This window comes from Stappia sediminis (assembly GCF_009826895.1).
In the GTDB taxonomy this organism is placed as follows: Bacteria; Pseudomonadota; Alphaproteobacteria; order Rhizobiales; family Stappiaceae; genus Hongsoonwoonella; species Hongsoonwoonella sediminis.
On the sequence record NZ_WUMV01000009.1, the window covers coordinates 346,350 to 365,518 of the forward strand.

The 19,169-nt window shown below is 58.9% G+C and carries 19 protein-coding genes and 3 tRNA genes; 6 read left to right on the top strand and 16 right to left on the bottom strand.

Going from position 1 to position 19,169, the window contains the following annotated elements; translation table 11 throughout:
• Nucleotides 1-7 precede the first annotated feature (7 nt).
• The gene (locus GR183_RS19990; protein ID WP_160777434.1) at nt 8-1,183 is read right to left on the bottom strand and encodes a M24 family metallopeptidase; all 1,176 of its coding nucleotides are present in this window, start codon (nt 1,181-1,183) and stop codon (nt 8-10) included.
• Nucleotides 1,183-2,394, bottom strand: coding sequence for a diaminopropionate ammonia-lyase (locus tag GR183_RS19995; protein WP_160777435.1), 1,212 nt, complete (start codon nt 2,392-2,394; stop codon nt 1,183-1,185). The genes GR183_RS19990 and GR183_RS19995 overlap by 1 nt, the downstream gene beginning before the upstream one ends.
• 177 nt (nt 2,395-2,571) lie before the next feature.
• Between GR183_RS19995 and GR183_RS20000 the strand changes: the two genes are divergently transcribed.
• Complete coding sequence (locus GR183_RS20000; protein WP_160777436.1) at nt 2,572-3,039, top strand: Lrp/AsnC family transcriptional regulator; 468 nt, start codon at nt 2,572-2,574, stop codon at nt 3,037-3,039.
• Between the two features lie 118 nt (nt 3,040-3,157).
• Here the strand turns inward: GR183_RS20000 and GR183_RS20005 are convergent, their stop codons facing one another.
• The 3 genes from GR183_RS20005 to GR183_RS20015 all read right to left on the bottom strand — a co-directional run bounded on the left by GR183_RS20005 (nt 3,158) and on the right by GR183_RS20015 (nt 3,936).
• Nucleotides 3,158-3,373 (bottom strand): dodecin, encoded by a 216-nt coding sequence (locus tag GR183_RS20005; protein WP_160777437.1) that lies wholly within the window; start codon nt 3,371-3,373, stop codon nt 3,158-3,160.
• A gap of 115 nt (nt 3,374-3,488) precedes the next feature.
• Nucleotides 3,489-3,565, bottom strand: a tRNA-Arg gene (locus tag GR183_RS20010).
• A 65-nt stretch (nt 3,566-3,630) separates the two neighbouring features.
• Nucleotides 3,631-3,936 carry an ETC complex I subunit gene (locus tag GR183_RS20015; protein ID WP_160777438.1) on the bottom strand — a complete coding sequence of 102 codons (306 nt, stop codon included), beginning with the start codon at nt 3,934-3,936 and terminating at the stop codon, nt 3,631-3,633.
• Nucleotides 3,937-4,206: 270 nt separating this feature from the next.
• Between GR183_RS20015 and GR183_RS20020 the strand changes: the two genes are divergently transcribed.
• The gene (locus tag GR183_RS20020) at nt 4,207-4,500 is read left to right on the top strand and encodes a hypothetical protein (RefSeq protein WP_160777439.1); all 294 of its coding nucleotides are present in this window, start codon (nt 4,207-4,209) and stop codon (nt 4,498-4,500) included.
• A 13-nt stretch (nt 4,501-4,513) separates the two neighbouring features.
• On the opposite strand, the gene GR183_RS20025 is transcribed toward GR183_RS20020, so the two are convergent.
• The 7 genes from GR183_RS20025 to GR183_RS20055 all read right to left on the bottom strand — a co-directional run bounded on the left by GR183_RS20025 (nt 4,514) and on the right by GR183_RS20055 (nt 10,129).
• Entirely contained in the window at nt 4,514-4,897 is a 384-nt protein-coding gene (locus GR183_RS20025; RefSeq protein ID WP_160777440.1) for a hypothetical protein, read from the bottom strand.
• A 75-nt stretch (nt 4,898-4,972) separates the two neighbouring features.
• Complete coding sequence (locus GR183_RS20030) at nt 4,973-6,658, bottom strand: DUF2793 domain-containing protein (protein ID WP_160777441.1); 1,686 nt, start codon at nt 6,656-6,658, stop codon at nt 4,973-4,975.
• Nucleotides 6,659-7,035: 377 nt separating this feature from the next.
• Nucleotides 7,036-7,112, bottom strand: a tRNA-Pro gene (locus GR183_RS20035).
• Nucleotides 7,113-7,312: 200 nt separating this feature from the next.
• Entirely contained in the window at nt 7,313-7,762 is a 450-nt protein-coding gene (locus GR183_RS20040; protein ID WP_160777442.1) for a hypothetical protein, read from the bottom strand.
• Nucleotides 7,763-7,932: 170 nt separating this feature from the next.
• The gene (locus GR183_RS20045) at nt 7,933-8,427 is read right to left on the bottom strand and encodes a DUF192 domain-containing protein (protein ID WP_160777443.1); all 495 of its coding nucleotides are present in this window, start codon (nt 8,425-8,427) and stop codon (nt 7,933-7,935) included.
• Nucleotides 8,428-8,625: 198 nt separating this feature from the next.
• Nucleotides 8,626-9,207, bottom strand: a complete 582-nt coding sequence (locus GR183_RS20050) for a cold-shock protein (RefSeq protein ID WP_160777444.1) — start codon at nt 9,205-9,207, stop codon at nt 8,626-8,628.
• A 166-nt stretch (nt 9,208-9,373) separates the two neighbouring features.
• Complete coding sequence (locus GR183_RS20055; RefSeq protein WP_160777445.1) at nt 9,374-10,129, bottom strand: SIR2 family NAD-dependent protein deacylase; 756 nt, start codon at nt 10,127-10,129, stop codon at nt 9,374-9,376.
• A 53-nt stretch (nt 10,130-10,182) separates the two neighbouring features.
• On the opposite strand from GR183_RS20055, the gene gloA reads away from it, so the two are divergent.
• The 3 genes from gloA to GR183_RS20070 all read left to right on the top strand — a co-directional run bounded on the left by gloA (nt 10,183) and on the right by GR183_RS20070 (nt 12,542).
• Nucleotides 10,183-10,623, top strand: a complete 441-nt coding sequence (gene gloA, locus GR183_RS20060) for a lactoylglutathione lyase (RefSeq protein ID WP_160777446.1) — start codon at nt 10,183-10,185, stop codon at nt 10,621-10,623.
• Nucleotides 10,624-10,769: 146 nt separating this feature from the next.
• Nucleotides 10,770-10,845 (top strand) — tRNA-Glu (locus GR183_RS20065).
• A gap of 803 nt (nt 10,846-11,648) precedes the next feature.
• On the top strand, nt 11,649-12,542 hold the full coding sequence (locus GR183_RS20070; protein ID WP_208999926.1) for a COG3904 family protein: 894 nt from the start codon (nt 11,649-11,651) through the stop codon (nt 12,540-12,542).
• A 249-nt stretch (nt 12,543-12,791) separates the two neighbouring features.
• Here the strand turns inward: GR183_RS20070 and GR183_RS20075 are convergent, their stop codons facing one another.
• The 3 genes from GR183_RS20075 to GR183_RS20085 are packed head-to-tail and all read right to left on the bottom strand — an operon-like array spanning nt 12,792 to nt 16,566.
• The gene (locus tag GR183_RS20075) at nt 12,792-13,904 is read right to left on the bottom strand and encodes a glycosyltransferase (protein ID WP_160777448.1); all 1,113 of its coding nucleotides are present in this window, start codon (nt 13,902-13,904) and stop codon (nt 12,792-12,794) included.
• Nucleotides 13,901-15,355, bottom strand: coding sequence for an O-antigen ligase family protein (locus tag GR183_RS20080; protein ID WP_160777449.1), 1,455 nt, complete (start codon nt 15,353-15,355; stop codon nt 13,901-13,903). The genes GR183_RS20075 and GR183_RS20080 overlap by 4 nt, the downstream gene beginning before the upstream one ends.
• Nucleotides 15,352-16,566 carry a lipopolysaccharide biosynthesis protein gene (locus tag GR183_RS20085; protein ID WP_208999927.1) on the bottom strand — a complete coding sequence of 405 codons (1,215 nt, stop codon included), beginning with the start codon at nt 16,564-16,566 and terminating at the stop codon, nt 15,352-15,354. The genes GR183_RS20080 and GR183_RS20085 overlap by 4 nt, the downstream gene beginning before the upstream one ends.
• Nucleotides 16,567-16,868: 302 nt before the next feature.
• Here GR183_RS20085 and GR183_RS20090 point away from each other — a divergent pair, with 302 nt between their 5' ends.
• Nucleotides 16,869-17,717, top strand: coding sequence for a glycosyltransferase (locus GR183_RS20090; RefSeq protein WP_208999928.1), 849 nt, complete (start codon nt 16,869-16,871; stop codon nt 17,715-17,717).
• Here the strand turns inward: GR183_RS20090 and GR183_RS20095 are convergent.
• On the bottom strand, nt 17,626-19,164 hold the full coding sequence (locus GR183_RS20095; protein WP_160777452.1) for an O-antigen ligase family protein: 1,539 nt from the start codon (nt 19,162-19,164) through the stop codon (nt 17,626-17,628). The genes GR183_RS20090 and GR183_RS20095 overlap by 92 nt on opposite strands.
• Nucleotides 19,165-19,169 lie beyond the last annotated feature (5 nt).

A 19,169-nucleotide genomic window follows, 5' to 3' on the forward strand; every position in this document is an offset into this window, starting at 1 on the left:
CCCCGGATTATCCCGCCGTCAGCACCGGCAGTTCGCGCGGCGTGCGGCGCGTCAGCAGCTGCGCTCCGTCTTCGCGCACGACGATGTTTTCCTCATGCACCATGATACGGCTTCCGACCGTCCGGGTCGCGGGTTCCAGCGTCAGCACCATACCCGGCTCAAGCACCGTTTCGTCGAAATCCGTCAGCGACGGCCATTCGGTCAGTTGCATGCCGAGCCCGTGGCCAAGCCGGCCGACATCGCCGTCCGCCCCGCCCGCTTCCGCGATCACGCCGCGCATGGCGTTGTAGAGGTCGCGGCAGGTCGCACCGGGGCGTGCCGCGGCAAAGCCCGCCTCGACAGCCCGGTAAAGCACGTCATGAGCCCGCTTCGCGGCATCATCGGCTTCCCCAATCCCGTAATTCCGGTCGAAATCGCAGAAATATCCGTCGAACACCGCGCCTGTATCCAGCATCAGCACATCACCGCGCTCAAGGGGCGTTTCGGACGGCGGCGAGATGACATCGTCATAGCCGCCCTGCCCCGCGCCACCGACGAGATAAGGCACGTCATCCGCGCCAAGCTCCAGGCATTTCCTCTTGAACGCGCGGAATGCGTCGGACAGCGACTGCCCTTCGTGGAAAAGCTCAGCCCCTGCCTCGAACGCGGAAGACGCTATCCCGCAGATATGTGCGATCTTCTCGATCTCGGCTTCGGATTTCACCATCCTGAGCTTGCGGATCATCGGCGATGCATCGCGGAATCTCTCCTGCCCGAGAGCCTCCGTAAGACGCCGGAAATCCCGAAGCGGCATCCGCAGGTGGCTTTCCTGCCCCATCGGCGTGCCGATAGCCCCCTCGCCCGTCACCTCGCGCAGACAGTCCGTCAGCAGCGTCACGCCATCGTCGCTCGGGTGCGGCGAGGCCCAGGTTCGGATGTCGTCAAGCCACGTCTTGCGCATGAGCGGCGCGCCGATTTCCGGGATCACGGCAATCGGCTTTCCGCTTGCCGGCACGACGAGGAACCATGGCCGCGTCGGGCTTTGCCAGAACTGCGTCAGATAGCCCGAGAAGTAGCGCACCTCCGGCTCTGTCGTCAGCAAAAGGGCGGCAAATCCCGCTTCGGCCATCGCGCCTTGGGCCCGCGCAAGGCGGCGTTCGTATTCGCTTGTCGGAAAGCCCCGTTCGGGTGCCTTGCCGCTCATTATATTGCCTCCCCGCCGACGAGACGGTCGTAGATCGCCTGATCGGTAATGCCTTCAGTGCCTATCGCCAGCACGCGGGAGTTTTCATCGAGCCCGAGTGCCGCCATCAAGCCCTCATCCTTGCACGCCGCGATGAGCGCGGCGATACCGGCCACGCCGGATTCCCCCGCTTCAACCGCCGGATCATCGCCCGAAGGCCTTGCCAGAAGGCGCATCGCCGGGGCGACATGGTCATCGGAAATCGCCAGGAAGTCCGAGGCGAGATCGGCAAGGATCGGCCAGCCGAGCGCGGAAGGTTCGCCGCAGGAAAGCCCGGCCATCAGCGTTTCGCTCTCGATCGTCACCACCTTTGCCGCGCCCGCCTTCGCACTTTCGAGCAGACATGGCGCGAGGTCCGGCTCCACGACGATGCCGCGCGGTGCCCTTTCGCCCCAAAGCTGGCGAAAGCGTGCAAGCGCGGAGGCCGCAAGCCCGCCAACCCCGCCCTGCAGCAGAACATGCGTCGGCGGCTCGGGCATTTCCGCCGCGATCTCGTCGAACATGACGCCATATCCGGCCATCACGTCGCGCGGCGGCTCCGTGTAGCCTTCCCAGGACGTGTCGGAGACGACGAACCAGCCGTTCTTTTCAGCATCCGCACGGGCCTGAGCGACGGAATCGTCATAATCGCCGCTGATACGGACAATTTCCGCGCCGAGATTGCGCATGGCCTCTGCCCTGCCTTCGCTCACCTCCGCGTGGATATAGATCACGCAGCGCGCGCCGAATTGCTGCGCGCCCCAGGAAAGCGAACGCCCGTGGTTGCCGTCCGTCGCTGAAACAAGCGTCACCGCGCTCGCCTCATCCGCGTAGCGCCGCAGGCGAATGTCTTCCAGTGTTACGGGCTTGCCGAGTTTCCGGCCGACTTCGCGTGCCAGCAGGCGGCAGGCGGCATAGGCCCCGCCGAGCGCCTTGAAGCTTCCAAGGCCGAAGCGCGAACCCTCGTCCTTGTAAAGGATCGAGCCTAGCCCGCACGTTCCCGCAAGAGCGTCCAGCGAATGAAGCGGCGTCGGGCGGTATCCTTCCCACGCGGTGATTTCGCTCCGCGCCCGGTCGTAATCTCGCCCGGTGAGGATTTTCTCTTCCAATCCCCCGAACACCGGTTTGGCCTGGAAATGCTCGATGCGCCCAGCCTCGAACGCGTACTTGTCGGACGCCAATGCCTGTCTCATGGAACCTCACCTCAACAAATCGATGGACTGTTTGAAACCAAAATAGCAGCATGATGCGATGAAACTCATCGCATTCCATGGGCCATACGAGGCATTGCGTCGATATTTGCCACAATCCTGAGGATTTTCGGAATAACCTCGAATTTGTACAAACCGCAGTTTTCAGGAGCAGGACAAATGGATGATTTCGACCGTTCGATTCTCGCCCTCGTCCAGACCGACAATCGCCTTTCGAGCGAAAAGATCGGCGAGGCTGTGGGCCTGTCGCCGGCAGCGGTTCAAAAGCGGCTGAAGCGATTGCGCGACAATGGCACGATCTGCGCGGATATCGCCGTGATCGCACCGGAGCGCATCGGCCTTTCCATGACGATCATCGCGGAAGTGACGCTGGAGCGTGAAAATCTCGCCGTTCTCGATGCCTTCAAGCGGCGTATGCGCTCCTCGCCCACCGTCCAGCAGTGCTACTACACGACGGGAAGTGCCGATTTCATCCTCATTCTCACCGTTCGGGACATAAAGGACTATGAGGAGTTCACACGGGAATATTTCTTCGGAAACGCGGAAATCCGCAAATTCCAGACGAACATCGTCATGGATACGGTGAAGGCGGGCCTCACCGTACCTATCGACATGGAACGCGGTTGAACTCGCTCTCCCGCAAAGGCGGAAAACGGCAATGAAAAGCTGTACGGACGCCGATTGAATCTGCGAAATATCACGGACCGGGTTGCCTCAGGCGCACGCCTGACCGGCCGCTGTTCGTTCAGCCGGCGGATTCCAGCGTAAAAGCCGCCTTCAGGACCACCTGATAGTGATCCGTCTTGCCGCCTTCCACATGGCCGCGGATTTGAACGACTTCGTACCATCGAAGATTGCGGATCGTTTCGTCGGCGCGGGCAATTGCGTTGTTGATCGCATCCTCGATGCTTTTGGGGGATGTCCCGACCAGATCGACCAGCTTGTAAACATGATCCGACATTTGACCGCTCCTCTTCGAGCACGGGCGGTCATATTACTTCAAGCATGGTTCGAGGGTCCAATGCCAGGCTCAAGACCGGCGCGTAACCCATGTGACGAGTATGGACCGAAATGATTGGCGACCCCGGCAGGATTCGAACCTGCGACCATCGGCTTAGAAGGCCGGTGCTCTATCCAACTGAGCTACGGGGCCGTTTTGCGCAAAAGCGAACTGCCGCGCATCCGCCGTTGGCGCGCGGCATCCACGATCAAGGACGCTCAGTGCGTCCAGGGCATGTAGCGGTCGTATTTGAAATTGTCCGAATAGGCGATCTTCGGGATCCTGCGGTCCTGCGCCTCTTCCACGCGATAGGGAATTCCATTGCGCTTGGCGTAGGCGATGGCCTCGTCCTTCGTTTCGAAACGAAGGCGGATCTGCTGCTTCATGTCGGAAGAAGACGTGTAGCCCATCAAGGGTTCGATCGAGCGCGGCTGCTCCGGCTCGAAATCGAGCACCCACAGGTGCGTCTTGCCCTTGCCAGACTGCATGGCCGTCTTCGCCGGGCGGTAGATCCGTGCAACCATCTCGTGTTCGATCCCGTCAGTTCATCCAAAAACACGGCACCCGCAACGGGGCGCTTGTCGCTCGTTTATTTCTCCGCAAATCCGCCCTGTCAATGGCGCATGGCCAATTCCTGCAAGGAGCGGAATGCAACAACGGATAAATCCGGTTGTGCGCCCAATCATGCGTGCGAATCCGCTAGGAATTGTGACACAAACAGGATTCGTCTTCTCGATTGCGGCTTGTTCGGGCCGCGTTTCCCTTTCCACCGCATGAACGGCCTTCCGCGCATCATGAACTGGCATATCGAATTCCCGAAAGACATGACGCCCCAGCATTGGGCCGCAATCGTTACCGTCTTGCAGCCGGCCCTGCGCAAGGCCATTGAAGAAGGCGTGGATACGAAAGGCGAGGATGCGCGCATCTGGTTCGAACAGCTCAGTCAAACGTTGATGACGCGCGCGAAGGGAACCGTGACGGAAGGCATACCGATGGATGTCGAGGCGGAGGGTTTGAGGCTCGGCCTTCGCATCCTTCAGGCAACGCTTGAAGCCTGCCGGCACGATTTGTTCAGCGAATCCCGGTAACGCGCACGCCCCCCTACCGCCGAACCGGAAGTTCAGCCGGCGCTTTGCGAATATCTTCCACCAGACGCGCAAGATTGCGGTCGACCATGCCCCAGGGGTGCGTCTGGGCAAGGTCGGCGAGCAGACGGTGGTCTTCGTCTTCCAGCGCCAGAACGCCGTCCTTGGCCGCCTCGAGGGCATCGGATATCCGGAACCGGCGTTTCATCTGGCCGTAGTCGATCCCCTTTTGCGGATCGACGCGGTTGACCATCGCACCGATCAACACCCGGTAATCGGCGGGCGCGCCCTTTTCCGTCAGTTCGGCCTCGGCCTGGCCCTGCGTGATTTCGCCTGTCTGAAGACGGCGGTTGAGGTCGTCGAGATCGCTGCCGAGTTTCTTCAGCTCGATGAATTTCATGGGGCGATTATCCTTTGATGGAAGTGAGTGTTTACGACGCAATTTCGCCGCGATCGCGCGAGCGCTCTTGAACCTTCAGGCGGCTTCGAGAGCCTCCACACGCCCGCGGAGTTCGGCGATGCTGGTTTCGTGGGTTTGTTGGCCGGCGATCAGATGCGGCACGATGCGGTCGTACATCACGCCTTCCGGCGATCCGTCCGCGCCGAGGTGAACCAGCGAAGGAGCCGCCTCGAACACCTCTTCGGCGATAAGGCCGAAGTGCCGGCGCTTCGGGTCGTCGCCCTCGCAGGTCGAAAGGTAGGAGACCGGGCGAAGGGCCTTCAGCACGTCGCGCTCGGGAGCAGTCATCTCCCGAATATCGTCCTTGTATTTCGCGGACGATGTGGAACGCCGCAGCAGGCCGTCGGACGCGACATTGACATTGGCGGCGGAAGCCGTGGTCATGGTGTAAACGCCGCCGGCCGTCAGGCTGCCGTTGCTGCCCAGCGTCAAACGAGCGGCTCCGCCCGCGCTCAGGATCATGTCGTCGCCAAGCGCCTCGATGAGGACCTGGAACGGGCCGGTCGTCGAAACGTCGGAAAGCGCAAGCCCGCACCGTCCGTCGGTCGACTCCAGGCTCAGGACGATGTTTGTCGTTCCGCCGGATATACCAACGGTGCCATTCACGCTCAAAGTGTCGGATGGGCTCGTCGTCGCGATGCCGACATTGCCGCTCGCGTCGATTATCATGCGCGGCAAGATCGTCGTGCCGACCGCGGCCCCACCCCGGAACCAGATTGCACCGTCCGGGTACAGGTCGATGCCGCTCGCCGTGTCGGTGATGCCCGCAACACCCAAAAAGGTGAATGAGCCGGCGTTGTTCCGGTGCCCGTTCGAAAACAGGCTCGTCGCGAACGAGCCGTTCGTTCCCAAAAATCCCTTGTTGAAAAACAGCGCCGCGTTGCCGCCGGAGCCCCAGAAGTCGGCCGGCGTATTGTCTCCTCCGATCGCAATGCCCTGCTCGGTCCAGATCTCGGACATCCGCGCCGTGCCGTTGACGTGAAGCCGCTCCAGCGGCGAAGACGTGCCGATGCCGAAATAGCCCTCGGCGGAGACGCGCGCACGCTCCGAACCGTCGAGCGTAAACCTCAGCGTGTGGGACACGGGATCGAGCGTCAGGACGTCGTCAAAGGTCGCCCCATCGGCCGACGCCTTCAGTTCCAGCGCGTCCGAGCCGGCAAGCCCCACCTCGCCGCGGCCGGAATAGCCGGTCTGGAAGAGAAGCGAGGCCGTGTTGCCGACCGCCGCCTTGTTGATGACGAAACGCATGTCGCCCGTTCCGGGTGTCACGTCGTCATGGCTGAAGAGCACGGCATCGGATTTGACCGCAAGCCTGTTCGTCGCGTCGGCAACCGTGTTGATGCCAAGCAGCGGTTGCGTTCCGCCGCCCGCGAAGTCGGTCCAATCGGCGCCGTCCCAGATCGCGAGTTTGGCCGTCGCCTGGTCGAAGGCCCGCCAGCCGACCTCGGGCGAAAAGAAACGCCACTGGCCGTTGACGAAGGCCGCGATCTCGTTTTCGTGGCTCGACCAGATGCCGGTCGCCGGGTTTGCGGGAATGTATTTTTCGCCCTCGCCCGGCTCGATGGGCGGATCGGTCACTGCCCGCGAAGCCACGACGAGGTTCATCGCCGCGTCGATGACGCGAAGCGCCTCGTTGACGGTTACGTGCTTTTGCGCCTGGGCTGCGGCAAGTTCGGGTATCGAAAACGATCGCGTGGTCATCCGTCCCTCTCCGTGAAGATCAGGTACGAGAATAGGGCCACGCGGAGTGGACGGGGATAATTTTCCTATTTCAAGCGAGCGGCGAACAACCCGCCAAGCGGCGCCGGCCTCCTCGCGCGAGACTTATCCCCGTTTCCCCGAAAATTTTATCCCCGCCGGGTGGTGAATTTGCGTCGATTCGGCTGACGCCTCGAAGGAACCAAAAGGAATTGAAGCCGGCCGCCGAATAACCTTTTTCGGCCCCTGTCGATTTCTCTTCGCGGATTCGTGCATGCCGTCGGCGGCTCGACAAGGGCAAGGGCGAGACCCTGCCCTCACAGGACTCTCACAGGGCATCTGGCAAAGGTTTAGCAACAATGGCCAAGTCATTGAAAAAATGGTCGGGGCAGCAAGATTCGAACTTGCGACCCTCTGCTCCCAAAGCAGATGCGCTACCAGGCTGCGCTATACCCCGAACATTGAGCTTCGCGATGTAGCGGGGTTTGTCCTGTCCCGTCAAGTGCGAAGCCTGAAGGAAGACGTCGATGCCATGGACTTGGCAAAAATATGCCGGCCGAATGATTGGCTTGCGTCCTTTTCGAGCAATCAATCACAGTGCGGCCGGCTCAAAAGGGCTACATCCGGCGATCAGCTCCTTAATTATGGGTCCGTTACCTAGCGCGTGGATCTGATCAGCATCCGGGCCAGTCTTTCGAAAATGCCGGGCCCTGTCGGCTGGCTGATCGTCGCGCGCACGCAGCGCGCAGCCGTTTCCGCCGACATCGATGCGCCGAAGTGGCAGTAGCAGACGATACCGTGCAGTTGCCAGTCGTCCAGATTGAAGAACTCTTTGGCATCGCCGTAGGTATCGCTTTTCAGGCCTTGCCGGCGCAGAACCGGATCTTCGAATGCAACCGAAATCGCGGAACCTGACGCTCGCATTCCGTGGCGCACGTCTGGCGGTTCGTATTCGGTGCCTCGCAGCGTCGCCAGTCTTCTGTCTGGCGCCCGCTCCAGCAACTTGGCCCAACGCTCCAGGCGCTCGTTGCGGGAAAGTTCGCCCGTCTGCGGATCGGCACGGACTGTGGACACGACCTTCAGGTCGTCGAGTGAAGTATGCTTCATAGCCGCCTCCTTCGAGGTTGCTGACTATTCCGCCCCCTTCTTTGCATGCACCCGAAACAAGCCTGACACCGACTTGCGATCAAGTCACGCCCAATTCCTGCTTCAGAGGCTGATTTGATAATCGAGACGCCCTCCGGTGCGAAGGTTTCTCGGCTTTCAATCCGGCGACATCAGTCGCCGGCGGTATTAATTGTCGGGCTTTTCAGCAGGTCGCCTTCGTCGATGCCGAGCCTGTCCGACGTGCCCGAAGGCACCTCGAGCACGAAACGGGTCGGCGCATTGGAAGGCACGACAGCAAGCGAGAGAGGCGTCGTATCTTTCGCGATGCGAACGATTACTCCAGCTGAATCCGCGAAGATCATGTCCAGCGGGACATAAGTGTTCTTCATCCAGAAGAAAACCGGGCGCTCTTCGCCGAAATCGAACAGCATTCCCGCGTCATCGGCAAGCGTTTTGCGGAACATCAGCCCCTGCCCGCGCGCCTCCGGAGTGTTGGCGATCTCGACTTCGAACCTGTGGCTGCTTCCCCGAGCGGTTTCGACGATAAGGGTTTCCCGTGCCAAATCCGCTGCGGCCGGACCGAAGATCACGAAGATTGTCAAAGCCGCCAGAACCAATTTCAGGCGGGTAGTGCGGTATATCGATATCAAGGTCGAAGGCGTCATGCGTCACCAGTGTCTGAATGTTCCGGTCCAGACTTGGCCGTCCGCTGCCGTTCGTCAAGGCGGATTGCAAGCCGAAAGGACATTCGCCAGGCGAAACTTTCGAGAAGCAGGACACCTCGTCAGCGGCAGGCGCGTCCCGTCTATCTACCGGGCGCAAAGATAAATTATAACAATACTTTAGTGGTCGAGATGCAGACTTCAATGAGATGAGGGAATATGCGCGCCGTCACCTGCCGGCCGGATTTCAGCCGCCATCCGCCCTTTCGGGCCGTTACCGAACCTGACGAGCACGGTTTGTCCCGGCCGCAATTCGGTAATTCCGAACCGCCGGAGCGTTTCCATATGGACGAAGATGTCTTCCGTTCCCTCCCCCTGAGTGAGGAAGCCGAAACCCTTGACCCGATTGAACCACTTGACTTCCGCCCGCTCCAACCCACTTTCAGGTGTGACCTGGACGTGGGTTCTGGAAGGAGGAAGCTGCGAAGGATGGACTGCCGTGGATTCATCCATCGACAGGATGCGGAACGCCTGCAGGCCGCGCGAACGCTCAACCACTTCGCAGACGACGCGCGCACCTTCGTAAGCGGTCTGAAATCCATCCTGCCTGAGACAGGTCACATGGAGCAATATATCTCCGACGCCATTATCGGGAACGATGAAGCCGTAACCTTTGGCGACATCGAACCATTTGATGGCGCCCGCAACTACAGAGACGTCAAGCGAAGGATCTTCTCCCGAAACGTCAATGGGACGCGGCTGAGTTGCTGTTTTCGCCCCCATGATACCCTGTCTCCGTCGTCTTGACCGCCACGATGTACTTAGAACGGTGAATCAATCCGCTTTCGACCGATTCCCTATAATAAGCATAACACTCCATGGCGGCGTCTACAGACATAATTTTTACAGTCGTTGAAAACTTTCCGTTTTCGTCGCGACTATTGTGACCTCAAATCAGCGATTCGCAAACCTCCGCGATGGAAGTTCGAATTACGACGTCGGCAAGATCATCTATCGGAGTTGCCTCGCGATTTACGATAATGAGGCGCGCTCCCGCCCGTTTGGCGAGGATCGGCAGGCTCGCCGCCGGTTGAACCTGCAAGGACGATCCAAGAACCACGAAAAGATCACAGGATTCTGTCTCTTCTGCGGCACGGGCCAACTCCGCCTCCGGCATCGCCTGACCGAAACTGACCACCGCAGCCTTGACCAAGCCGCCACAGTCCGCACACCGCGGCGCACACCCGGCCGCGAATGTCGATCGCAAATCGTCAAATTCATGGCGCCGGCCGCAGTCAAGGCAGGCGGCATATGTTCCGTTGCCATGCAGCTCGACGAGATTTTCATGCGACAGCCCCGCTTTATGATGCAGACCATCGATATTCTGAGTGATTACGAGTGAAAATCTCTTTTCCCGAACCAATCTCGTCAGAACAATATGACCGGCGTTCGGCTCGGCATTGCGGATCGTATCGATCATATCGAAACGCCGGCGCCAGTCCTCAAGCCTCACCTCCTCGGATTCCAGAAACTCGTCGAATTCGATCGGTCGGTAATGCTCCCATATCCCTCCAGGGGAGCGAAAGTCGGGAATACCCGAATCCGTCGAGATTCCTGCCCCTGTAAAGCCGACACCTCTCCGCGCGCGCTCCACGCAGGCGCGGAGCAGGTCAGATGCCTCATTGATGTTTGTGATCGCCGCCATATTGTGAACCCCGAACCGGATTTCAATTTCCACTCAAAGCAATGAGGAAAACCATGCGCTATCTCCATACAATGGTCCGTGTGAAGGACATTGACGAATCTCTCGACTTTTATTGCAACAAACTCGGCCTTACCGAGGTCCGGCGAACTGAAAGCGAAGCCGGACGGTTTACGCTGATTTTCCTGGCCGCTCCGGAAGACAAGGCAGCAGCGCTGGAAAACAAGGCGCCGCTTGTGGAACTCACCTATAACTGGGACACGGAAGACTATCAGGGCGGGCGTAATTTCGGCCACCTCGCCTATGAGTGCGACAACATCTACGAGCTTTGCGAGTCTCTGCAAAACGCGGGCGTTACGATAAACCGCCCGCCGCGTGACGGGCGCATGGCATTCGTTCGCTCCCCGGACGGTATCTCCATCGAACTCCTGCAGAAGGGCGAGGCGCTGCCGAAACAGGAACCATGGGCGTCCATGGAAAACACGGGCAGCTGGTAAGGCCTCCTGAATATGACGCGCGCGCGGCACCCCACACCGGTGCCGCGCCTGCCAAACTCAAGCCTGTGGATATAACTACGATTTCCCCCTTGCCCGCCTGCGCAAACATCCCTATAACGCGCCCACGTCGCAACGACGTCGACCGCGCGCCCATCGTCTAGCGGTCTAGGACGCCGCCCTTTCACGGCGGAAACAGGGGTTCGAGTCCCCTTGGGCGTGCCAATTTTTTCAATTATATTCAATCACTTATGCCTGTAATATCCCTATTCCATAGAATATCCGGCCAATATACACTTGCGAACGGCAGCAAAAACGGCCGCTCGTTTCGTCGGTTGTTATGGTTTTGCTAAATGTAATACCCCTCGGTCTGCGGCGGATTTCCGGTTTTCTCTAGGGTCTGTTGAGAATCAGGTTTCGAGCCCCCGGGTCTTGCCTCTGGCAAGCCCGAGGACAGGCTCTGCGCGTGACGGATTTCGGATCTGAACAGGCCAAGAGACCGCCGTGGTGTATTCCACCACAAGGGCTCTTCAACGGTGAGGCCTCGTTTATCGGGCTTGCCCGACGAAACGTCCGGTGGACGTTTCGCGAGCCGAACGCCCGAAGGGCAAGGGCCGAAATTCGCCGCGTCCACGGAGCAACCTGCGCCTGGAAGGCGCAGACATGTTGCTCCGCTATAAATTTACGATCAACTTCTCGAACCGAAATCGGGATGATTTCGGTTCGGCTGATTCGGGATATGGCGAAAATCGCCCATCTTTGCGTCGCAGGACCTTGAAAGGGGGCGATCCTTCCTGCGGCCCTGCTTCTGAAGCTGAACGATTTTCGCTTATACCACGCTCCAAATCCTGAATCTCAACAGACCCTAGATTGTCTCCGGTATAAGTGCGCACATATTGAAACCTTGGTAGGCGGATGTGATTGTCGTCGCCTTGGCATTGGTCGATGACGACCTGGCACTGCCGTATTGTCGCTCGGCATCCGGATTGCAGGAATATCCAGAAAGATTAGACAGGCACACATCTTGAATGGAGCGTGACAGCAAAGGCAACCAGCCGGCATCACATTCAAATAATTATTGTATTAAATATACCCTTCTGCTTTTCACATATTTTCAACTGACTCTGGGTCAATATTCCGCAAGTACCAATGCGGGATACCTGCGAATGATCAAAACAGCGCCTCGTTTACCCGTGTATTGCAACTTTCTTCGATCGAATCGGAGAAAAAGCAACGTAAGGGTATCCGGTTCGGTTGGGGTCGTCAGGCTCTTGCAGCTCGGCATTGCAGGGGCTTGGATTGCGGCCTGCAGTCCTGCTCACATGGCGGAAACGTCCGATCCCCCGAAGTTCGCGCTGACCTCCACCTCAAACATCTGCAAGGATAGCGTGGATCGCTATGTCGCAGCGTATTCCCGAATTCGGGCAACTGTGGTGACCAAAGACTGCAAAAGGACGCTGCTGCTCGACATTCGCGGCCGCGTAACAAAGGTCATGGCGCAAGAGGTAAAAGGGTTTGACGGCCTATTGCGCAAGCCCGGCGACAAGATTGTCTATTCCCTGAATTCACCGGGTGGCCACGTACTCGCGGGCGCCGATATAAGCGACACCATCCGCAATTCGAAGGCCGACACGCGCGTTGCAGGCGGCGCTTCTTGCGCATCAATCTGCGCACTAATGTTTGCGGCCGGGAAAAATCGAGAAATATCGAAACGTTCGCGGATCGGATTTCACTCTTCGTATTATGGAAACTTCAAGCCGGACCGAGAAGTAAATCGACGCATCGCCTACTTGATGGGAACGCAAGGTGCAAGCGCTCCAGCCCTTCGAAAGCTTATCGACCAAACCAAACCCCGCGATATGACATGGATCGATGCTCAAGATGCATTGCGTCTCGGGCTCGCCACGAGAATCATGCGTTAGATCGCTCTCGCGGGTCATGAACATCTCCAGAATCAATACATAAAACATACCCTGTCAAAAAATCCGATCCGGATTAGGTGGGATATTCAATAGGACACAGTGACAATAGGACGTACTGACGATTTAACGGTTTGCGGCTCTGTCGTAATAATGCGCCGGATTTAGGGGCCGGACGAGGGATATGCTCAAGACATTGATCCTGGAGCGATTTCTTGTCACGGAAGCGATCCCGCTTTCAGGACAAGCGCTCTAGGATCGCTTGCCAAGCCCCAAAGGTCCCTCTTCCTTGATGACTTCGATCACCGCGGCAGAGAAACTTTCGGGATCATCGGCCACACGAAGTCGTGCACAAGGCTCGACACCCTCGGCGCCGACGCTTGTCGAGACAACTGGAAGGCCGCTTGCAAGAAGCTCCAGCGTCTTGATCTTTAGCCCGGCGCCCAATCTCAGCGGTACGATGCCGATGCCGGCGCGGCGGAATACGTCGGCCGGATTTTCAATGAAGCCGGTCACCTCCACGTCTTGCCCCTCAAGACGGCGAATTGCCCCTGGCGGATCTATCCCCGCCACGATGAGCCGCACTTCGGGGCAGTGCAGCTTGATGCGCGGCAGGATCTCCGCAACGAAATAGAGCACGGCGTCGACATTCTCCGTGCGGCCCATATGCCCCCAGTAGAGCAAGCTGGCGGGTTCGACCGTCGAGGATGTTCTTTCCTGCGGCTGCACATATGATGCTATCTCAGGGTACCGGACGCTCACATCGCTTCGCCCCGAGATCGCCTCGATCAATGCCTTGTCCTTCCCGTTCAACGTCACAACTTCGCCCACGGATCGCAGCACTTTCTCTTCCCATCGTCGAATACGGAAGAGCTCGAAACGGGCAAAAAGCTTCCAGAGCCCCTGCGCATGTTCAAGCCGACGCTCATGAAGTTGTGTCAGAACGTCGTGGCATACCAGCCGCGCTCGCGGCCATAGGTTGTGAGGCAGCGCCTCCATCGCTTGGGTAAACTCGACCTCGATCTTGGCGAAATCCCGTTCCGCGAGCACACATTGCACATGCCTGCGTGCAGCATAGCGGCGCACGGAGGCAGCGAAGGGGAGCAATGGATGGAGAAGGCCTGCAATTATGCGACCTGTCCTCGTCAGTTTGAAGACGCGGCTCCCAGGGGCGCCCCGTGCCACGTAACCGCCGGGGCGATGAGCCCAATCCAGTTCGTTCTCGAATGAAACGACCGAAACAAGATAGCCCTTTCGCTCCAGACCGGCGATGACGCTGGCGACGATCTTCGGCCCTGAAGAGACCGCCTCGGAAGACGGGTGGTAGGCGCTCAAGACGAGAACTGCGCGTTTTGCGGGGCTCATTCGCCATCCCTTCCCGATGCCGCTTCGGGGCGGATAGACCCCAAGGCGAGCCCAATCGCAGCCCAAGGATAGAGAGTCGACAGGATTCCGCCGTCGACGATGCCGCAAATTCCAAACGTCGCGAGCACGAAGGCCAGCCTCCGCCAGCATGGGTCGCGCGATTGTCTGGCCTTGCTCACAGCGGTGAGGAACATTTTCACATAGTACCAAGTGAGAATTCCGAAGGCAGGCAAGCCACCGTAGAGCAACAGCCTGATCGCTAGGCTTTTCGCCGCGACGGCTTCACCGCTGGTGATCGAATTGACGACTTCCCAGGAAAGTCCCCAATCGGGAATTGCCTCATGCATGAAGAAGATATCCTTGGACCAGCCGATGCCTAAAAGCGGGTGATCCAGCGCGATATCAAGCGATGCATAGACGAAAGCGGCGCGAGTAAGCGTGGAAGGGTCCGTCTGGGCAAGGCCGGGATTGGTCAGGATAACGCGAATGCGGTCCAGGAACTCGCCTGGCAAAAGGGCAAAGGCAACCATGCCGAACCCCGCGATCACAAAAACAATCCGCGAGCGCTGGCGTGATGGTTCAAGAAAGATAATGACTACCGTGAGTATTGCCAGACCGGCAAGGCCAACCAACGTTTCGGCGGCGAATATGAAGACGATCAGGCTCAAGACCGAGAGTACGCGGAGCGCTCTTGCGAACCCGTTGACCAGCGGCATCGTCAGTAACGCCGGCAACAGCAGGATAAGAACGAGCCTTGCCCCTTCCGCGGCCTCGTAGGTCGTGAGGTTCAGCCGGCCCTTGAGCGTCACATAGTCGAGAAAAATGTGGTCGCGTGCCGTTCGCGCACCCTCCATGAGGAGGGCGATGCGGGTGTACCATTCAGGTTGGAACTGAAGGGAGTAAAACTGAACCAAGCCGTACATGGTAACGACCGTCGAGGCAAGAAGCAGCGTCCCGTCGAGCCTGCGCGGAGGCAGAATGAAGCGTGCGATAAAAAACGATGCGAACACGACAAAGCCGAGAAAGACCGGGATCGGAAAACGTGCGACGGAATGGGCAAACGGACTATGGCCAAAGGCGTCGACCGCGCGATACTCGAAGATTACCCCTGTTATGAGGGTCGTGAACGCGCACCATCCGAAAAACAGGATTATCACTAGCAGGAATTGCGCAGCCGGATCTCGCGCGCCGATGGCCGGAAGGCGCACTTGGCGCATGACCGGCAGGCAGGCGAGAACGAGCATCAGGAAGAAGGGAAGTGCCGCGTTATGCGCAAAATTGCCCAGCGGAATCTGGAGACTAACGCTTGAAAAGGGCAGCGTCAGAATGAAAAGCACCGCGAGCGCCTCGATAACCTTGTTTCTCGCGCGTGCGGGCTTCCTCCGCAAGCGGGTTCCCCGGCCCGTCTCTTTCCGATCGAACGTCCCTGACAGCGCATTGGGATTGCTCATGGCTGCTGCTCTTTGGGCCACCATAAGATGCATGTCAGCGTAGGGTTGATGCGTAACTTCCGGATGCAATAACCAGCCATGAATGTATTGGCGAGGACGGTTGCCGCAAGAAAACCGATGGCGGCGGCCATATGCCCCATCTGGGACGCCAGCCCCGCCGCGACCGCAATGCCGGCTAGGTTGGTGGAAGCCATCACCGAAAGGTTGGTTTTCTCCCGGCCCGTCAACAGCAGCATATACCCCGCCGGGCCGCAGGAAATCGCGACGGTATGGGCGAGCGCGATCACCAGCATCGCGTCGTAGGTGCGCCGGTAGGTCTCTCCAAACAGAGCGAGCAACGGCTCGCCGAACAACACCAACAAAGCGATAATTGGCACGGCGATCGCCAGCACCATGCCCGATCCGGCAACCAGTTCCGGGCGCATCTTCTGCAGGCGGCCCTGGTGCTGCAGGAAAGGGATACGTGACATGTACAGACTTGAAAGCGATGTCGATACAAACGAAACAAGGGCGGGATACTGCATGGCGACATTGAAATTGCCGACCTCGCCGACGCCGCTCAGGCGTTCCAGCAGCAGCGGCACGATCCAGATGTAGAGATTGGTGGCGATCAGGATCATCATGAAGGCGACCTGCCCCGGCAGCTCAAGCGTTCCTTCCCCCCTCGCTCCCTGCTCGCCGTTGCCGATCGCTTCCCTGCCCAATCGGCTGATCGCACGCGCCGTCACAAGCATTGAGATCGCTAGGAAAAGACCCAGCAATCCCAGAGCGATCCACCAGAAGTGCGTCATGACAGGATTGCCATGAACTAGCGCCGCCGCGAACAGCAATGCCCCTCCGCGCGGCAGTTCCTGAACCGCCACGCTAGCAAGCGTGTGATCCGCGCCTCGCAATATGCCCGACAGCACGGCAAGGACGGATAGGAATGTGCTCAGGAGGAACATCGCCAACAGGTCTGGGACTGTGCCAAGAACACCGGCACTGAGTGCGGTGACCCCGGCTGGCACCAGCAACAGCGTCCAGGCACGAGCCACGAGGATGCGTGCAAGCAGTCCCGGCATATCGCATTCGCGCCCGGCGCCGCGAAGCCTTGCAATTGACACGAGGGTGACTTGCTCCAGTCCGAAAGCACCGACAAGGCTGGCAACGAGGAGATAGGCCAGCACGAATGAAAATACGCCGAATTCCTCATCCGTTAGCGCCTGCGCCATCAACAACGTGGCGGCGAAAAGGGCCCCGCGACCGACGACCCGCAACGCGGAGATCCAGAAACCCGACGCAAGTAAACGCATGACCGGAGAATTCGACACGATAGGTTCATTGACCGACATTGGTGGCAAAGATCGCTGATTCACGAAGAGTCCTTCTCAGCAATTTGCTGCTCCATCGCTTTGAACTGCTATATTTTTATTTTATTTTCGATCCTAAATCGAATTTTTCAGATATTTTCGATGAAATGACGCAGCGTCCAACAAAAATAAAGCAGAACATCGAAAAGAGAACGCGTCCTTCGGTGGCCGTGCTTCTTTGCGTCTACGGTGAGGATGATCCATGTCTTTATCGTGATGCTCTCCAGTCGATCGCGGATCAGGATATCAGTTCGCATAACCTCCGGATCTATCTCGGCATCGACGGCGAGGTTCCTCAAGCCATCGAGGCTGCGAACGATGAGTTCGCATCGCTGATCCACAAGATCCATCGCAACGAGCGGAACATCGGTCTTGCCCGCACGCTCAACATTCTGATCCAGATGCTCGAAGATGAAGAATTCGTATTCAGAGCGGATGCGGACGATATCAGCGAACCTAACCGCTTCCGCGTTCAGGTCGCTCATCTGGTCGAACATCCTGAAATCGCGCTAATCGGCGCCCAGGCATGCGATATCGATACGGAAGGCAGGCCCTTAGGCGACCGCAATTTCCCTACGGACCACGATGCCATCGTCCGCTCACTCGCCTACATGAACCCAATTCTCCATCCAAGCTATGCGATGCGCCGCAAGCTCTTCGACGACCCGGGCATCCGATATCGGCCCTTTCATCTTTGCGAAGATCTCGATTTCGTGATGCGCCTCGCTCTCGCAGGGCACCGCCTCGGCAACTCTCCCGCCCGCCTGTTGAAGTTCCGGGTTGCGGGCGCCTTTTTCGCGCGCCGCATTTCTCTGTCGCGAGGCCTCGTCGAACTGAGGCTTTATTCCGGATACATCCTTGCAACGCGCGGCCCGTTTTCGCCTGCCTACGCGTTTGCCTTTTGCCGCTTACTGATGCGCATCATCCCCCGTTCGTGGGCCAATCGCCTTTATCGCTCGTCGCTTCGTCACCGCCTGCTTCGGATCGAGGAAAAGGCGCCGGCCCGCGAATAATCACGTCGCGAACCGACAGACCGGGTTGCCCGAGGTCCGCCTCGCGCTGCGCCTTTTTTTCGCGTTGCGACTGTTGCGACATCGCTTGTGCGTGAGCGATCGCGATTAACGTGAAAAAGGTCAGGGTCACGGCCTGTATTTGGATCGAAAAATCGAAAAGAGCGTGGATGCCGACCACAACGATCGCACCGGTGGCCGCAAGTGGTGCCGCGTATGGTCGTCCGCGCTGGAAGTTGGCCTTCACGACGGGAATCATGAGACAGGCAAACATGACGAGCGCGGCTAGCGCGGCTGGAATGCCGAAGCTCGCCGCAATCTCGAGATAGGTGTTATGGGCCTCGCGATAGGTCCGGCCGACGTGAATATCCACACCGACGAAGCTTGCAAAAGCATCAGAAAAGGCCCCCGCCCCATGCCCCGTCCAAGGGCGCGCGCCGATTGCCGAAAGCGTATCGCGAAATAGACGCAACCGATTTTCGACGTCGCTTGCCGCCTGCCCGCTGCCACCCGTCATCACGCCTGCCAGGAAACCCAGCAACGCCAATACCAGGGCGCCCAGTAGCGCGGCGGCTATCACGCTGGCAAGTCCCGAACGCTCACGCGAACGCAAGCTAAAGGTCACCAGCAAGACGATCGCTCCCACCGCTGTAGAAGCGATCCCCGCGCGCGAGCCTGTCGCCAAGAGCGCAAGGATGGCAACCGCGGCCATACAGACCAAAACAAACACTTGAGCGTCCAGAACTGCCGATAAGGAGGCCATCCCGACGCGAAAGCGAGCGGCCGTCCGCCGTTGGAGCAAGTCGATGCGCGATAAAATGAGAGCAAGAAGAACCATCGATCCGATACCCAGATAGGTCGCAAAGTGGTTCGGATTGACGAACGGGCCGGTCACGAAATCGAAATAGGCCCATTTGCGGATCCCGGTAATCAGGAGAGGAGCATTTAGATGCACGATCAAGCTGCCAAAGGCATAAAGGGTTGTTGCCGCAGCAATCGCGAACAAGGCTACCTCTCTTCGCCTGCGGTCTTGTCCCGTTGCGAGGAAAACAACGAACAGGCTTCCCGTGCTTAGCCAGCGCAGGGCGGCGTCCAGGGTGCCGGTGGGATAAACGCTTATCGCGCCTTGAATCGGCGCGCCGACCAACACTCTGGCATCGTCCCAATAAGGATGCTGCCAGGCGCGCGGCACGAATGGAGCCATCTGCACTGCAATCCAGGCTAGAAGCGACAGAAAGATCGCGCCGGCGATCCTCAAAGGCGCCGACAGTTTCTTGGGCGCCTTTTGCGAAAACAACTGCGCTACGCCCGAAAGAGCGAGCGAGAGACCGATCACGGCCCCGTTGACGGCCCAAAACAGCGGCCGGTTCGCGCCCAAGGGCAGTGGCGCGACCAAAACGACCGCAATAGCCAGAACAAACGCCGTGGCGTGCAAGCGGGCCACTTGCATGAACG

What these genes read in the sequence shown, in the direction of transcription:
- GR183_RS19990 (WP_160777434.1), bottom strand. Translation starts at nt 1,183, where the DNA reads ATGAGCGGCAAGGCACCCGAACGGGGCTTTCCGACAAGCGAATACGAA.
- GR183_RS19995 (WP_160777435.1), bottom strand. Translation starts at nt 2,394, where the DNA reads ATGAGACAGGCATTGGCGTCCGACAAGTACGCGTTCGAGGCTGGGCGC.
- GR183_RS20000 (WP_160777436.1), top strand. Translation starts at nt 2,572, where the DNA reads ATGGATGATTTCGACCGTTCGATTCTCGCCCTCGTCCAGACCGACAAT.
- GR183_RS20005 (WP_160777437.1), bottom strand. Translation starts at nt 3,373, where the DNA reads ATGTCGGATCATGTTTACAAGCTGGTCGATCTGGTCGGGACATCCCCC.
- GR183_RS20015 (WP_160777438.1), bottom strand. Translation starts at nt 3,936, where the DNA reads ATGGTTGCACGGATCTACCGCCCGGCGAAGACGGCCATGCAGTCTGGC.
- GR183_RS20020 (WP_160777439.1), top strand. Translation starts at nt 4,207, where the DNA reads ATGAACTGGCATATCGAATTCCCGAAAGACATGACGCCCCAGCATTGG.
- GR183_RS20025 (WP_160777440.1), bottom strand. Translation starts at nt 4,897, where the DNA reads ATGAAATTCATCGAGCTGAAGAAACTCGGCAGCGATCTCGACGACCTC.
- GR183_RS20030 (WP_160777441.1), bottom strand. Translation starts at nt 6,658, where the DNA reads ATGACCACGCGATCGTTTTCGATACCCGAACTTGCCGCAGCCCAGGCG.
- GR183_RS20040 (WP_160777442.1), bottom strand. Translation starts at nt 7,762, where the DNA reads ATGAAGCATACTTCACTCGACGACCTGAAGGTCGTGTCCACAGTCCGT.
- GR183_RS20045 (WP_160777443.1), bottom strand. Translation starts at nt 8,427, where the DNA reads ATGACGCCTTCGACCTTGATATCGATATACCGCACTACCCGCCTGAAA.
- GR183_RS20050 (WP_160777444.1), bottom strand. Translation starts at nt 9,207, where the DNA reads ATGGGGGCGAAAACAGCAACTCAGCCGCGTCCCATTGACGTTTCGGGA.
- GR183_RS20055 (WP_160777445.1), bottom strand. Translation starts at nt 10,129, where the DNA reads ATGGCGGCGATCACAAACATCAATGAGGCATCTGACCTGCTCCGCGCC.
- gloA (WP_160777446.1), top strand. Translation starts at nt 10,183, where the DNA reads ATGCGCTATCTCCATACAATGGTCCGTGTGAAGGACATTGACGAATCT.
- GR183_RS20070 (WP_208999926.1), top strand. Translation starts at nt 11,649, where the DNA reads ATGGAGCGTGACAGCAAAGGCAACCAGCCGGCATCACATTCAAATAAT.
- GR183_RS20075 (WP_160777448.1), bottom strand. Translation starts at nt 13,904, where the DNA reads ATGAGCCCCGCAAAACGCGCAGTTCTCGTCTTGAGCGCCTACCACCCG.
- GR183_RS20080 (WP_160777449.1), bottom strand. Translation starts at nt 15,355, where the DNA reads ATGAGCAATCCCAATGCGCTGTCAGGGACGTTCGATCGGAAAGAGACG.
- GR183_RS20085 (WP_208999927.1), bottom strand. Translation starts at nt 16,566, where the DNA reads ATGGCGCAGGCGCTAACGGATGAGGAATTCGGCGTATTTTCATTCGTG.
- GR183_RS20095 (WP_160777452.1), bottom strand. Translation starts at nt 19,164, where the DNA reads ATGCAAGTGGCCCGCTTGCACGCCACGGCGTTTGTTCTGGCTATTGCG.